This window comes from Tepidimicrobium xylanilyticum, assembly GCF_900106765.1.
Classification (GTDB): Bacteria; Bacillota; Clostridia; order Tissierellales; family Tepidimicrobiaceae; genus Tepidimicrobium; species Tepidimicrobium xylanilyticum.
In genome coordinates this window covers 35,626-49,565 of record NZ_FNNG01000005.1, presented here as the reverse complement: position 1 = coordinate 49,565, position 13,940 = coordinate 35,626, and the positions used below count along the sequence as shown (strand labels likewise).

Here is a 13,940-nt window from a genome sequence, read left to right as displayed (position 1 = left end):
GAAGTATATAATATGGACTTCAAAAAACTACAAAAAACTTAAAAAAGATTATCAGAATTTTTTTAATTGTCTAAAAATTCACAAAGTGATGTTAGGCCTATTATAAACTTTTTAGTATTCGTAGAACCTCCCTTATCGGATTTTCCCCTTATATACTCCATTTCCTTTCGTACCTGTTCAAAATTAAACAGGCTATTAGAATATTTAACAAAAATATCATTCATATAGTCTTCAAGACCTAGATTGGCAATATTGGTCATAGCTATACTAATAGCTCTTCTTATCCTTTGTTCCATAGATTTAGGGTTATCTGTAAAATGGCTGCAAAGCTCCCTGATAGTTATGTTATTCAAATTCACTTTCTTTTTTATTACATATTTAGCAATCTTGGCTATTTCTTCGCTGCCTTTTTCCCCAATAATTCCTAAATCTATTAAAACATTATTAATACATTGTTCATAATCTCCTTCAATTTTTGCCGATTCCACTTTTGGCTTATTGTTAAAAATCTGCTGCATCTTTAAAAAGGTTCTATTTATTTCAATTCTTTCTATTACCTTTCTAATTATCATTTCTACTTCTATTGCATTTATCGGCTTATAAATATAATATTCTACCCCATATCGATAAGCCTGTTCCACCATGTTTTTCAAAGACACCCGAGAAATCATTATGAATTCCATATCAGGATATTCCTTTTTCAATTGTTTTACTACGCTTAACCCGTCTATTCCAGGCATCAGTAAGTCTATTAATACAATGTCTGGAATAGTTGCTCTTATTTTAGTTATCCCCTTTCTCCCATCTCTTTCCTCACCAACTATTAAACCCAAATCCTTATCATAGATAATTTTTTTTAATATTCTTATGACATTTATATCATCATCAAGTATAAAAAATTTCATTCCCTAATACCCTCCAATTCTTTCTCTGGAATAAATATCTTAAAAGTACTTCCCTTGCCAATCTCAGACTCTACCTGAATTTGTCCCTTAAAATGAACTTTAAGCAAGTTTTCAATTATTGTAAGCCCTAACCCCCTATTAACCTGTCCTGTACTATAATCAATTTTAGTAGAATAGCCTGGTAAAAATATATGAGGCAAATCTTCCCCGCTAATTCCGCAACCATCATCTTTAACTATAAACTGGTGATGACTGTTCTTTACTAAATGACATACGTTAATATTCCCTTTATCCTCAATAGCGTCTATAGCATTGGTTATAATATTTCTTAAAATTGACATCAAATAATAGTGTTTTTCAGTATAAAAATCTCTCTCCATTTCATATCGAATCTTTATCTCCTTATTCTGCTTTATTATGTCTCTTTCAAGACTCTCCTTTAAAATATCCAAAAGCTCAGAATAGTACATCCCCGTATTATCCAACCTACTTTCCATTATATCTTCTATTCCCATTACGACTAACTCATATTCCTTTTTTATTTCATGAATATCTTTTGCTATTTCTAGGGCTACATTACTCCAATCTTCTCTGTTCTTATCTTCTCTTATATTAGAAAACAACTCATAGGCGTTAGCCATTACTTTTTCTATATGAATCATATTCTTTTCCATCCAGTAAATTTCAGTTTTCAACCGAGAAGTTAGTTTTATTAAATTTTTATATCTCCTATCGTGTTCCTCTTTCACTAAAATTAATTTGTAGTATTTATAACCCAATATCATTAGCCATAAAAGACCAGCTCTTATAATCCCCACTAAGAATAAGATTCTTATTATTTGGAAATCAAAAGTAAAAATATTTTTACCAACTCTTATATAAATTTCCACAATATTTGATAAAGTATCAGATAAGGCTGCAATTATAAACATTTTATTATGGGTAATAAGGTAAGAACTTTTTTTAAATAAATAGAAGGATAGTCCATATACTATATAGAAAATGTTTTCCGGAATGGAATATATAAAAGTTTCTATGAATTGTCCATAAAAAATGTTATAAAATATGCTTCTAAATAATACTAAGGAAAAACCCGATAAAATTCCAAATTTTATCGGATTATACTCCTCATACATGTATAGAATTAATGGAAATATCACTGCTGCAAAGGAAAATTTGAAATTCTTAACATAAAAATCCATGTATAAAAGAGATGATAAACCTACTATAAAGGCAGATAATATAATTCTTCGTTTTTTCATAGGACCACCTAAACCCTACCTATACCTCTAGAACTTTAACCTTTCTCGGTTCCCCTTTTAAGAAACTTCCATTTTGTTTCCGTAGTTAAAATGGATATTAGAATAGCCATACAACCTATAGCAAATTTAATTGTAAAAGGTTCCTTTAAAAATATTAAAGACATAATGCCACCAAATACAGCTTCCATACTCAATATTATGGCAGTATGAGTTGAAGAAGTATATTTCTGAGCCACATTTTGAACTGAAAATGCTATTAAAGTACTAAATACCGCCAAGTATAATATTGATATTAGGGCTTCCTCGGCTATTTCTACTGGTTTAGGCTCAAATGATAAGGCAAATATTATAGATAATATACCTGCAACTAAAATCTGTATTATAGATAGAATAATGGGATCATGCTTCTTTGCATAATAGCCTATGGTTGCAATATGAAAAGCATATAATATAGCACAAATAAACGTTAAAAATTCTCCGTAACCAAATCTTAAATTATAAATATCCCCTTCCAAGCTTAGTATCCCAATACCTGTAAAGCAGAGGAACACCGCTATAGTTTCATATATATCGGGTTTCTTTTTGCTAATTGCCCAATATATAAAAGGCACCATCACCACATTGCTGCCCGTTATGAAAGCTTGCTTTCCAGCAGTGGTATAGTTAAGACCTACTGTTTGGGTGGCAAATCCGCCAAATAAAAAGATACCAATTAAAAAGCCTGCTTTCCAATCTTCAAGTTTCGCTTTCTTAAATTTATTGAAAAAAACTAATGCCATTAATATAAAAGATATCATAAATCTAAAAACCAAAAGGTAAAAGGGCGTAATGTGGCTTAATGTATTCTTTGTAACTACAAATCCACTTCCCCATATAATAGCTACAATTAATAATGAAATGTCTGCATAAATGCTAGATTTATTCTTCATAAACTGCCTCCTGTAAATAAACTTCATGATTATATTGTACCATATAATTGGAACCAATTTTAATACTAACTGGAACCTTTTTATCTAAAAAAATATATAATGTATTACTACTGAAAACATAGGTGATTTTATGTATAAAAATTTAGTCCATGGTGTTAACACGTTGGTTCCTGTTATTAATGGCAATAAGGTTCCTTATATAAACTTTGATAATGCTGCCACTACTCCTCCTTTTTCCTCTGTGATACATGAAATTAACCGTTTTTCCCCCTATTATTCTTCTGTTCACAGGGGGACAGGATATAAATCTATCATATCTTCCCAACTCTATGATAGAGCTAGATATATGGTATTGGATTTTGTAAAAGCAGATAAAAATTTCTATACAGCAATATTCGTTAAAAATACTACAGAAGCTATCAACAAGCTTTCTTACAGGCTAATAGATGAAATTAAGGATGGAATAGTTCTTTCAACCTATATGGAGCATCATTCTAACGACCTGCCTTGGAGACATAGATATAAGGTAGACTATGTAGAAGTTGATGAAAGGGGAAGATTAGATTTAGATCATTTAGAGTCCCTTTTAAAAAAATATAGGGGTAGGGTAAAATTAGTAACGGTCACCGGTGCTTCAAATGTAACAGGCTATATCAATCCAATACATAAAATAGCTGAAATAGCCCATAGGTATAACAGCAAAATACTAGTAGATGGTGCCCAGTTGGTACCTCACCACCCAGTAGATATGAAACCCGTAGAGGATCCAGCCCATATAGATTTTATAGCCTTCTCCGCCCACAAGATGTATGCCCCCTTTGGAATAGGAGTATTAATAGCTCCTAAATACATCTTTCAATCGGGAATTCCTGATCAAGTTGGTGGAGGCACTGTAGATTTAGTAACCCCAAAAGAAGTAACATGGACTTCTCCCCCTGAAAAGGAAGAGGCAGGCACCCCTAACCTGTTTGGAGTAGTGGCTTTGATTGAAAGCATTAAAACCTTAAAAAAATTGGATATGAATAGGATCTCTAATTATGAAAGGAAATTGACCAAATACACATTAGAAAGGCTAAAGACAGTCCCCAATATAGTAATCTATGATGATGGAAATGTAAAAAACAAGGTTTCTATTATATCCTTTAATGTAAAAGGACTATACCACGGAAAGGTAGCAGCCATCCTTTCTTTGGAAGGGGGCATTGGTGTAAGAAATGGATGTTTTTGTGCTCAGCCCTACATTCAAAAACTGCTAAAGGTTACAGAAAAAGATATAGAAAAGTATAAAAGGGACCCAAATCTATATAGAGCTGGTACCGTAAGGATTAGTTATGGTCTATATAATGATTTTCAAGAGGTAAATGTATTGATAGAATTATTAAGACAAATTGGAAACAATACAGATTATTATGATTATAGGTATAGAAACCCACCTTTCTACTCAAAATAGTGGAAAGGAGGATTTTTATGACCAAAAAGATGAACATACTCATGTTTAGTGGCGAATACGATAAGGCTTTAGCTGCTTTAATTCTAGCTAACTCTGCTAAGGAAATAGATATGGATGTAACCATATTCTTTGCTTTCTGGGGACTTCTTTTAGTGAGGGATCCAAATAGCATGACGGGAGAGGATAAAACTGCTTACGAAAAGATGTTTGCTAACATGACGCCAAAGCATATAGAAGAGTTGCCCCTTTCTAAAATGAATTTTGCAGGAATAGGTAAAAAGATGCTCCTTGGAATGATGGAAGAATCCGATTCCCCTAAGTTGAAGGACTTTTTAATGGGTGCCATTAATAAAGGGGTAAATTTAAAAGCTTGTAAGCTTTCTTGTGAGATTATGGGCTTTAAAGAGGAGGAACTGCTTAAAGAAGTGAAAATTGTAACTGCTGAAGAATACTTAGTAGATGCAATGGATTCTAATATTCAGTTGTTTATTTAAATTATTTTGATAAAAATTCCATTCCAACTATTAACATAGAGCCTACTGAATATGAATGGAGTGGGATCATAATAAATCCCACTCCCAACTATCGCAAAAAGTCTTTTTAACCTGTTCTCGTTTCTGTTTTAGCACAATTCTTATTAGCATTTTTATTAGTTTCACCTATACAGGAAGCTTTGCAACGAATAATTGGATCCCACCAACCTCTTACATCGGTATGATTATCCAATTCTCTGTTACATATACATCCTGCATTAGGTTCAATATTACCCCTATTTGAAAAATCATCAATAACTCTCACTTTTTTCCCCCCTTTAAATTAAATTATAATAAACATATAAATGAGCTAGCATCATTTATATATTATTGCCATTGTTTTGCAAGCTGTACAATTTATAATATATTCCCTTTTTATCAAATAATTCTTTATGTGTACCAACTTCAGATATAGTACCTTCGTTTAATACAATAATTTTGTCTGCTTTCTCAACCAACTCTTTAAATCTATGAACAACAATTATGCAAATTTTATTTTCAAAAGACTTACTAAGCAAATCCAATAAATGTTTTTCTGATATCTTATCAAGAGATGAATTAGGTTCATCTAAAATATACACATCAGCATCTCTTATTATAGCTCTTCCAAGTCCTATTTTTTGCCATTGCCCTATTGAAATTTGTCTTCCATTGTTAAACTGGTACCCCAATTCTACATCAATATTTTTTTTTAAAGATTCTAATTGTAATTGATCTAATAAAGATAAAATTTTTGAATCATTATTCCTTTCTTTTAAATTTCCAAATGATATATTATCCCTAATACTAGATTCATATTTTATGAAATCTTGAAATAGAGCACCTATTTTTTTACGATAGCTTTTTATATTGATTTGCTTTAAATTTATACCATTAACATATATTTCTCCTTCATAATCGTGATATATTCCCATAATTATTTTCACTAAAGTTGTTTTTCCTGATCCATTTAGCCCTAGTAAAGCAATCTTTTCATTTTCATGTATTGTTAGATTAATATCCCTTAAAGCATATTCACAATTCTTTTTATATCTATATGACACATTAACTAATTCTAACTGTTTTATAGTATCTATAATAACTCCATTTTCCATAAGTGGTTCATTTTCTAATTCAAAATAGCTTTTTAATTGTTCTATTATTAAGCTGTTTTTATGTAAAGCTGCAATGGATTGAAACATAGATAACATATTTTGCTTAATATTAGTTATAGCACCAGAATAAAGTACAAAATCACCAACAAGAATATTTCTTATATAAGCTTCTTTCAATAAAACTAATAAGACAAAAAAGTCAACAATAATTTCAATGAAACCTATAATGGAATAAACTATGGTTTTTTTCTTTTCCAAACTTAACTCTTCATCATTTTTCATCTTTAAATTTCTTGAATATTCGCCAATGAAAAAATTGAACAAATTATATAACTTGATTTCCTTAAAAGCATCACCATTAGTAATAATCCAAGAAAAATAAAAAGCTTTTCTCTCCTTTTCTGTATTTTTTTTAATTAAGTCATATTCTAATATATTGAACCTTTTGCTAAAAAAATACTTTACAATAGGAAATATAGATATTATTAATAATATTTTACAATTATAACTAAAAATTATTGTTATATATGATATTAAAGTTATTGAAGAAGAAATTATTTGAAAGACTATTTTTATATATCCTAATATTCCAGATTCGGAATCATATTGCATTCGATTAATTAGGTCATATGTATCACTGTTTTCAAATGTTTTAGCTTCTAATAATGATGACTTTGCTAAAATACTGGTTTGCAAATATAATCTATATTCCATTTCGAAACTATGTATTTTTAAATTGAAAAAGTTAAAACAAATCTCTTGAAATAATTCTATTAATGTTATCGCTATGAGTAATTGTAATACATTATTAAAAGATAACTTTCCTATTTGAACAATATTAATAAGCTTCTGCATAATTAACATAGATATTACTGGAATTACGCCTTTGAAAGTTGAATTTACCATAAGAAAAATTACATATTTATAATCAAAACTATATAATTGCAAGACTGACCAAATAAAATTTTTAAATATATTTGCTTTCTTATTTAGATCATTTTTACTCATTTTGACCTCTCATTAATTTGAAAATGAAATCATTTCACTAAACATCTACTCAATTTAACCAAATATAAGGCAATAAAATGTAATGGATAGAATAAATAATAGCCATATTTATAAATATATTTTTGTTTTAAGGAAAACTTTTTCTTATTGGTTATATTATCATTATACATTGCCAGCAAACATACTATTATCAATCCTATTATAAAATTAGAATATCTAGTTATATAGACCAAGTAAAATATAATAAGCTTTATAATAGAATTATCTCTGAAGAAAAAGAAGTTAAATGCTAAAATTATAGAGTAAAAACCATAATCTACAGATAATATATTTGCTAAGATAATTATTGAGATAAATGAAAAACCAATCAAGAATAATATGTTTTTTACTCTATCAAATAGATATATTGCAACAAGAGTTAATGCAAGTGTTGCCATTATATTTCCAACATAAAATTCTTCTTGAGGCATCATAGGAAATATTAGTCTATAGGGCAACTCAGAAATAAGCATAAATATTATTAAGCGAAAAAAATATCTGTATACATTTCTAGTGTGCATATATCCCTCAACTAGTAAAAAAGTAATTATAGGCATTGTTATTGTTCCAATTGCTTCTGGTAGATTAAAATAGTTTTTTATCAAACCACTATACATAGCATGTTGAATAACCATACAAGTAATTGCTATTGTTTTAAGTTCATTAGAACTTAATAATTTAAGCCCACTAGGAATTGCTATTTCTTTTTTAGTTCCCATCAGAACTTATTCACCCCACTTTTATAGAGTTCACTTGTTATACATAAAAACTTTAGTGTGTTATTTTCATCAAAAATAACATGGACTTCAGAATCTGAACTTACAAGAATTGCTAATCTTTCATTAATTTTATTCATAGCTTTATCATCTAAATCATACGAAAGGATGTCATTTAATCTAGGATGTACGAATATCTTATTGTAATCATAATCTAAAACCTGCTTATCAATAATTTTGCTTTCTTCATCGATTCTAAAATTATGGATTTCACCAGAAATATTAATAAATAAGTAATTATCTTCAAGCAATACTCCTTTAAATTTGCCTTTAAGTTGCCTATACTTTGTTATGCTTTCTAAATATTTTTTATATGGATCATAAAGTTTTCCCCATTCTGCTTCTACGACTCCATTAAAAATATCTTCTTCTTCAATAAAATTTTGCTCGGTTTTAAAATTAGGATCAACAAAAAAAAATTCATATATAATTCTAAATTGAAGAACGAAAGAGAAAATCAAGAAAAAAATGATTAATAATATTCCTTTTTTTAAAAATCTATCTCTTTCGTTATTTAAATAATAATCGGTAATTAAATATCCTAGATATAACCCTATAAAGTGTAAAAATACCATATCTATCCCAAGTTGACTGATATGTAATAATGATTTTATAAGTTCATATAATAATGATATTATTAGCAACATAATAATAGATTTTTTCTTAGATATTTTTTGTATATTTAACATACATCCTATTGGGATAAATATAAACATATTAAATATTATAAGATATATTATAAATTTTGCATTTACTCCGTAAAAAAAAGCATTAGAATATATGTTAGATATATTAAATTTAAAACTATTATATTTAATAATATTTGGAATATCTTTTATTCGATTTCCCCTTACGATATCAAATTGAAAAAAATATATAAGAATTATCAATATAAGAAGAATTAAAGTTAATAAATTTAAATATTTATTTATAATTAATGTCTTATTATTTGAATTCATTTTCGCCTCCTTATTTTTAATTTACTATACTATTATTTCATCTACTACTTCCTTCAATTCAGATTTTTTATTTTCTAGTAGATTATAATAATTTTCAAACTTCATTTTAATTTCTCTTCTAGTTTCTTCACACAAACCTTCTTCTTCATCAATTCCATTTTCCCCCATATTTCTTGAATAACAAATACTACATAACTCTTGTGCCCAACATTTACTACACTTATCCTCATAATACTCAATATATTCTTTAAAGTAATATTTCAAAATATTTTCTATATTAATCCCATCTTTATAATTTCCAATAGATGGACACTTTCCAACACGCTCGCAAGGTTTAAATTCCCCATCTACTGTCACATAAAGTCTTCTTTGCCCGGGAATGCAATTACCATGTAAAAATTTTTCTTTAAATATATCTCCACTTGAAACTCTTCTATGTGATATTGCTTGTATTGTAGGTAAAAGTAAATTAATATCACTTCTTTTAATAAAGTGTTCGTTACTTTTAATAACATTATTTGTTACCCAGTTTGATATGCTCACTGATTCAAAACTAACCATTTCTTCTTCATTCACTTCTTTATTTTCATTGTAATCAAAAACCATATCTCCCTCATCAATATATCCTAAATTAAACTTAACATCGTCAGGTAAATTTAATTCTTTTTCAAAAAAATTTTTTATTAATGAGATTTTTTCTTCACTACATGGAGGTGTAATAACACAATTTATAGATATATTTTTATTTCCATTATTTTTTTCATAAAAATTATCCATTAGCAGATTAAAATTTTCTATCACCTTTTCAAAGGACCCCTTACCATTTTTAAATCTTCGGAATCTATCATGTATATCCTTAGGTCCATCTATACTACACATAATATTAATGCTAATACCATCACTATATAATGTATTGAAATAATTTATCATATCTATGGTTAATAAAGTCAAATTTGTTGTAAATGAAACACCTAGATTTATTTCTTTATAATTATTCCTAACATACTCTATGCATTTTTTCATTAAATCAAAATTTGCTAATGGTTCTCCTCCATAAAATGTTAAAAAGAATTTATCTCTTTTATAGTCCTTTAAAACAATATCTAATGTTTTCTTTGCAATTTCAAAAGGCATACTCCTATTACCAAAATCCCTATATTTTGGATGATGTTTGTTATATATACAGTACCCACATCTTAAATTACATTCTTCAGTTAACTCTATAATGATTTGTGTACATTGTCCTTTTATACTAGCCTCCAATTCCTCAATCGTTGGAATGTAAAAAGGTATTCTTTCAGGACATCTAAATAAGTTTTCTTTTTCAATAAATTCTTTAAACTCTTTATTTTCTTCACAAGCTTTTTCCAGCGAAATTTCATTCTTAAGAATTCTATCAATTAATTTTATTTCTTTTGAATCACAACCTATTACTTTTCCAGTTCCTGAATCATAAAAATAATTACTTCCTAATGTAGTTTGAAATATCATACCATATCTTTGATTTTTCATAAGACACCTCTTTTCATTTAATATTATTTTTAATTTATTATAGAATGTTAGAGTTTTAACATATGCCTGTATAATATATTAATAATATATCTAAACTTTTTCAATAATTTTTATCCGTCATTTGTTGACATTGTACTTCATGATTCTGATATAATACTTCCAAAGTAGACAGTCTAATTAATTAAAAAAAGTAAGATATATAGCAGAATATAAAACAGTAGATTTCTTCAAAGAAAAAGGTTATCCAGTAACCCAAATATGTGAAGTTCTAAATATTTCAAGAAGTGCATCAGCTAATGCTCCTAATGAAAAGTGGCTTACAGATGTAACTGAATTTTCAATTCCAGAAGATAGAAGAAAGTTTTATTTAAGTCCAATTATAAAACTTTACGATAACAGCATTATTAAAAACAGTAATCAGCTTGTATCTAAAATGTTTGATAGAGTAATTATAAACTGAAATGTTTTAAGGAAAAAAGTTTAAAACACTATTAGAATTAAAGGAAGAGATAGTTAAATACATTAAGTTTTACAATGTAAAAAGATTTCAAAAAAACTAGGATGCATGGCTCCTTTAGAATATAGGAACCATACATCCAAATCTGCATAAATTTTAATTAAATGGATTGTCTACTTGACAAGGGTCAGTTCAGTATGTCCTCTCTTTTGTTTTTGATTTTTTAATTAGATCTTTATAAAGATAATTTTACTGGCTTTTTGGTAATCTCTTCATCAAAATTCCCTTTTTAGATATATCCCTTTAGATATTTGTAAGGATATATAGAACATTATTAAGGAAATCAATAATAGATAGATATTAAGTCTGTTTATATCTATCGTTAATATCTTCTCTAAATGCCCCATTTCTGCCATCTTTTTTATGGATTTACTTATTATGCTTGGTCCTATTACCATTAACATCCATAATATGGTATTGAAAAGCCTTATTCCATCCCCAAGCTTAAAATAAAGGGGATAGTAGATGGAATAGAATATCAAGGATATGTTGAATACAAATATAATATTCCATATACTTGCGCCTCCACTATTTCCAAAATATAAGACTAAAGCAATTTTGCTAAATAGATATACGATTCCCGTTCCAAAAACTATAAACAATATGAGAGTTAAATACTTAGCCCTAACTATATTCACCCTATCTATGGGAAAGCTGTTTAGAATGATTTCACTCTTATTTTTATCATCATATCCATTAGTATAAATAACCAGTATGAAAATTAGTGATACCATTGCTAATATATACAATAGATTGGCTATCATTTGATTAGGCATATTAATCCCCATACCGGCTATAAATAAGGCATATAATACTCCAACAATTTTTTGCAGCCAACCCGATAGCTTCAAATCCTTTTTTACTAAATTGAGCATCCTTTCACTCCTTTACAGGTCCTTTTTCTGATAAAGTACCATAGATAATATTAAGGAAACTACATAGGCTATTATGCATAAGTATACAGGACTATTTCCCTCTAATATTCCTACCATTTTTACTAAAGATTTTTCTCCTACATATCCTAGATTCATTAAACCTACAATGAAAACCACGGATACTAGCATATTGACTATCCTAGCAATCCTTGGCTCAAAGAATATATAGGCAGGAAAAACTGTGGATATGATCAACATTACTATTGGGATAGCTTTAAAAATCATTTCTATATTGAAATAGTCAACAGTCGCTAATCCGATAGTATTGATTATCCACAAATACCCTCCAACAAACACAATGCTTATAATAAAATAGGCAAATATGGATATATATTTATAAACGACTATCCTTTTCCCCGTTATGGGAAGGGAATTCAAAATATATTTTCCTTTACCATCAACATCATGGTAGAAAGATGATAAAGACATGAAATAGGTAAAGAATATTATTATTGTAAAATACAGTATTTTAGGATCATAGGATTCTACCGTAAATACTAAAAAGGGTATATAGAATATCATAAACAATATTTCTCGTTTATTTGAAAATAAAAGAATTAAATCCTTTTTTAAAATGGCTAACATTCAATTACCCCCTCACACTGTAGACCATAATATCTTCCAAACTAGCCTTTTCAATTAAAACACGGTCCCCAAAAGTTTTCTTGAAAACATTGAAATCATCTGTTAATCCCTCAAATCCAAATTTAGTTTCCCTTAATCCTATGAACTTTTTTCTTATCTCCTCATTTAAAATATCTGGGTCCCCCTTAACTATTGCATAGCTTTCTAGTACTTCATCTTTGGATTTTGAAAATACTATTTTCCCATTATTGATAAAGGTTATATAGTCAGCTATCTTTTCTAAATCGGTGGTTATGTGTGTTGAAAAGAATATGCTCTTATTTTCGTCCTGAATAATATCATATAGAATATCTAGAATCTCCCTTCTAAATACAGGATCCAATCCCGATGTAGGTTCATCCATTATGATCAAATCTGCATGATGGGATAAGGCAATAGCTAATGAAAATTTCATCTTCATCCCCTTGGACAAGGTCTTTATCTTCGATTTTGGGTTTAAACCGAATTGATGCATATAGTAGCTAAACTGGTTATCATCCCATTTGGAATAGAAGGATGCTACTATATTTTTCATCTGATTTATGGTTAAGTCCTCATAATAATAATTCTGATCGTAAACAAAGCCTATCCTATCCTTTACTTCCTTCTCATATTTAATATGATCCTTTCCAAATATCTTAATTTCCCCTTCATCCTTTTTTATAAGGTTCATTATGAGTTTAATAGTAGTACTTTTCCCTGCACCATTAGGACCTATAAAACCCATAATATATCCTGGTTCTAAATTGAAACTTATATTATCCAATGTAAAATTTTTAAATTTCTTTCTCAGTTCCTTTACCTCTAAAATATGCTTCATGTCTATACCTCCTGAAACAAAATTTTTAACATTTCTTCTACTTCCTCATATTTTAAACCTAGCTGTTTACTCTCCTTTACTACCTCCATTAGCTTTTCCTCTACTATTTTTAGCTTTTTCTCCCTCATAAGCTCCTTGTTTTGTCCTGCCACATAAGAGCCCTTCCCCTGTACCGTCTCTATAAATCCTTCCCTTTCTAATTCATCATAAGCCCTTTTAGTGGTAATAACAGATATCTGAAGCTCCTTGGCCAATCCCCTAATGGAAGGAAGTAAATCCCCTTCCTTTAATTGCCCTTTTAAAATCATTCCCTTTATCTGTTTTGATATCTGTTCGTAGATGGGTTCATCTGATGAATTAGATACTATAATTTTCATAGCCATCCTCCTAATAAAAGTAAATAGTGTTAAATGTGTATATGCTGTTTATATTATCTATTAACAGTATATACACGCTATTTCTCTTTGTCAAGTAAAAAAATAATAGAATAAATATTTTTGGATATTGTTAACCATATAATATTTTTAGGTTGACATTTAATCAATTTAATTTTACAATTTAATTGTCAACCTTTTTA

Annotated in this window: 14 protein-coding genes and 1 pseudogene; 3 read left to right on the top strand and 12 right to left on the bottom strand. The window is 28.5% G+C overall.

The window, feature by feature from the left end; all coding sequences use genetic code 11:
• Positions 1-62 precede the first annotated feature (62 nt).
• Genes BLV68_RS06825 through BLV68_RS06815 form a run of 3 tightly spaced genes read right to left on the bottom strand, consistent with a single transcriptional unit; the run spans position 63 to position 3,096 of the window.
• Positions 63-905 carry a response regulator gene (locus BLV68_RS06825; protein WP_093752179.1) on the bottom strand — a complete coding sequence of 281 codons (843 nt, stop codon included), beginning with the start codon at positions 903-905 and terminating at the stop codon, positions 63-65.
• Positions 902-2,167, bottom strand: coding sequence for an ATP-binding protein (locus BLV68_RS06820; protein WP_093752177.1), 1,266 nt, complete (start codon positions 2,165-2,167; stop codon positions 902-904). Before BLV68_RS06820 ends, BLV68_RS06825 begins: the two co-directional genes overlap by 4 nt.
• Before the next feature lie 35 nt (positions 2,168-2,202).
• Complete coding sequence (locus tag BLV68_RS06815) at positions 2,203-3,096, bottom strand: DMT family transporter (protein ID WP_093752175.1); 894 nt, start codon at positions 3,094-3,096, stop codon at positions 2,203-2,205.
• A 130-nt stretch (positions 3,097-3,226) separates the two neighbouring features.
• Between BLV68_RS06815 and BLV68_RS06810 the strand changes: the two genes are divergently transcribed.
• The gene (locus tag BLV68_RS06810; protein ID WP_093752173.1) at positions 3,227-4,546 is read left to right on the top strand and encodes an aminotransferase class V-fold PLP-dependent enzyme; all 1,320 of its coding nucleotides are present in this window, start codon (positions 3,227-3,229) and stop codon (positions 4,544-4,546) included.
• A 17-nt stretch (positions 4,547-4,563) separates the two neighbouring features.
• Positions 4,564-5,040, top strand: coding sequence for a DsrE/DsrF/DrsH-like family protein (locus BLV68_RS06805; protein WP_093752171.1), 477 nt, complete (start codon positions 4,564-4,566; stop codon positions 5,038-5,040).
• Between the two features lie 106 nt (positions 5,041-5,146).
• On the opposite strand, the gene BLV68_RS06800 is transcribed toward BLV68_RS06805, so the two are convergent.
• Genes BLV68_RS06800 through BLV68_RS06780 form a run of 5 tightly spaced genes read right to left on the bottom strand, consistent with a single transcriptional unit; the run spans position 5,147 to position 10,467 of the window.
• Complete coding sequence (locus BLV68_RS06800) at positions 5,147-5,344, bottom strand: hypothetical protein (RefSeq protein WP_093752169.1); 198 nt, start codon at positions 5,342-5,344, stop codon at positions 5,147-5,149.
• A 55-nt stretch (positions 5,345-5,399) separates the two neighbouring features.
• Positions 5,400-7,181: an ATP-binding cassette domain-containing protein gene (locus tag BLV68_RS06795; protein ID WP_093752167.1), complete on the bottom strand. Its 1,782-nt coding sequence runs from the start codon at positions 7,179-7,181 to the stop codon at positions 5,400-5,402.
• Between the two features lie 29 nt (positions 7,182-7,210).
• Positions 7,211-7,939 carry a TraX family protein gene (locus BLV68_RS06790; protein ID WP_093752165.1) on the bottom strand — a complete coding sequence of 243 codons (729 nt, stop codon included), beginning with the start codon at positions 7,937-7,939 and terminating at the stop codon, positions 7,211-7,213.
• A complete protein-coding gene (locus tag BLV68_RS06785) occupies positions 7,939-8,955 on the bottom strand; it encodes a hypothetical protein (RefSeq protein WP_093752163.1) in 1,017 nt (338 codons plus the stop codon). Before BLV68_RS06785 ends, BLV68_RS06790 begins: the two co-directional genes overlap by 1 nt.
• Before the next feature lie 24 nt (positions 8,956-8,979).
• Positions 8,980-10,467, bottom strand: coding sequence for a radical SAM protein (locus BLV68_RS06780; protein ID WP_093752161.1), 1,488 nt, complete (start codon positions 10,465-10,467; stop codon positions 8,980-8,982).
• Positions 10,468-10,949: 482 nt separating this feature from the next.
• Here BLV68_RS06780 and BLV68_RS16280 point away from each other — a divergent pair.
• Positions 10,950-11,027 (top strand): annotated as a pseudogene (locus BLV68_RS16280) (hypothetical protein); the annotation flags it as partial.
• Between the two features lie 172 nt (positions 11,028-11,199).
• On the opposite strand, the gene BLV68_RS06775 reads toward BLV68_RS16280, so the two are convergent.
• Genes BLV68_RS06775 through BLV68_RS06760 form a run of 4 tightly spaced genes read right to left on the bottom strand, consistent with a single transcriptional unit; the run spans position 11,200 to position 13,740 of the window.
• A complete protein-coding gene (locus BLV68_RS06775) occupies positions 11,200-11,859 on the bottom strand; it encodes an ABC-2 transporter permease (protein WP_093752159.1) in 660 nt (219 codons plus the stop codon).
• 12 nt (positions 11,860-11,871) lie between these two features.
• Positions 11,872-12,504, bottom strand: coding sequence for an ABC-2 transporter permease (locus BLV68_RS06770; RefSeq protein WP_093752157.1), 633 nt, complete (start codon positions 12,502-12,504; stop codon positions 11,872-11,874).
• Positions 12,505-12,508: 4 nt separating this feature from the next.
• A complete protein-coding gene (gene pmtA, locus BLV68_RS06765; protein WP_093752155.1) occupies positions 12,509-13,363 on the bottom strand; it encodes a phenol-soluble modulin export ABC transporter ATP-binding protein PmtA in 855 nt (284 codons plus the stop codon).
• A gap of 2 nt (positions 13,364-13,365) precedes the next feature.
• A complete protein-coding gene (locus BLV68_RS06760; protein ID WP_093752153.1) occupies positions 13,366-13,740 on the bottom strand; it encodes a GntR family transcriptional regulator in 375 nt (124 codons plus the stop codon).
• Positions 13,741-13,940 lie beyond the last annotated feature (200 nt).

Bases quoted from the DNA above. Each gene is read 5' to 3' on its own strand.
- BLV68_RS06825 (WP_093752179.1), bottom strand. From the start codon at position 905: ATGAAATTTTTTATACTTGATGATGATATAAATGTCATAAGAATATTA.
- BLV68_RS06820 (WP_093752177.1), bottom strand. From the start codon at position 2,167: ATGAAAAAACGAAGAATTATATTATCTGCCTTTATAGTAGGTTTATCA.
- BLV68_RS06815 (WP_093752175.1), bottom strand. From the start codon at position 3,096: ATGAAGAATAAATCTAGCATTTATGCAGACATTTCATTATTAATTGTA.
- BLV68_RS06810 (WP_093752173.1), top strand. From the start codon at position 3,227: ATGTATAAAAATTTAGTCCATGGTGTTAACACGTTGGTTCCTGTTATT.
- BLV68_RS06805 (WP_093752171.1), top strand. From the start codon at position 4,564: ATGACCAAAAAGATGAACATACTCATGTTTAGTGGCGAATACGATAAG.
- BLV68_RS06795 (WP_093752167.1), bottom strand. From the start codon at position 7,181: ATGAGTAAAAATGATCTAAATAAGAAAGCAAATATATTTAAAAATTTT.
- BLV68_RS06790 (WP_093752165.1), bottom strand. From the start codon at position 7,939: ATGGGAACTAAAAAAGAAATAGCAATTCCTAGTGGGCTTAAATTATTA.
- BLV68_RS06785 (WP_093752163.1), bottom strand. From the start codon at position 8,955: ATGAATTCAAATAATAAGACATTAATTATAAATAAATATTTAAATTTA.
- BLV68_RS06780 (WP_093752161.1), bottom strand. From the start codon at position 10,467: ATGAAAAATCAAAGATATGGTATGATATTTCAAACTACATTAGGAAGT.
- BLV68_RS06775 (WP_093752159.1), bottom strand. From the start codon at position 11,859: ATGCTCAATTTAGTAAAAAAGGATTTGAAGCTATCGGGTTGGCTGCAA.
- BLV68_RS06770 (WP_093752157.1), bottom strand. From the start codon at position 12,504: ATGTTAGCCATTTTAAAAAAGGATTTAATTCTTTTATTTTCAAATAAA.
- pmtA (WP_093752155.1), bottom strand. From the start codon at position 13,363: ATGAAGCATATTTTAGAGGTAAAGGAACTGAGAAAGAAATTTAAAAAT.
- BLV68_RS06760 (WP_093752153.1), bottom strand. From the start codon at position 13,740: ATGAAAATTATAGTATCTAATTCATCAGATGAACCCATCTACGAACAG.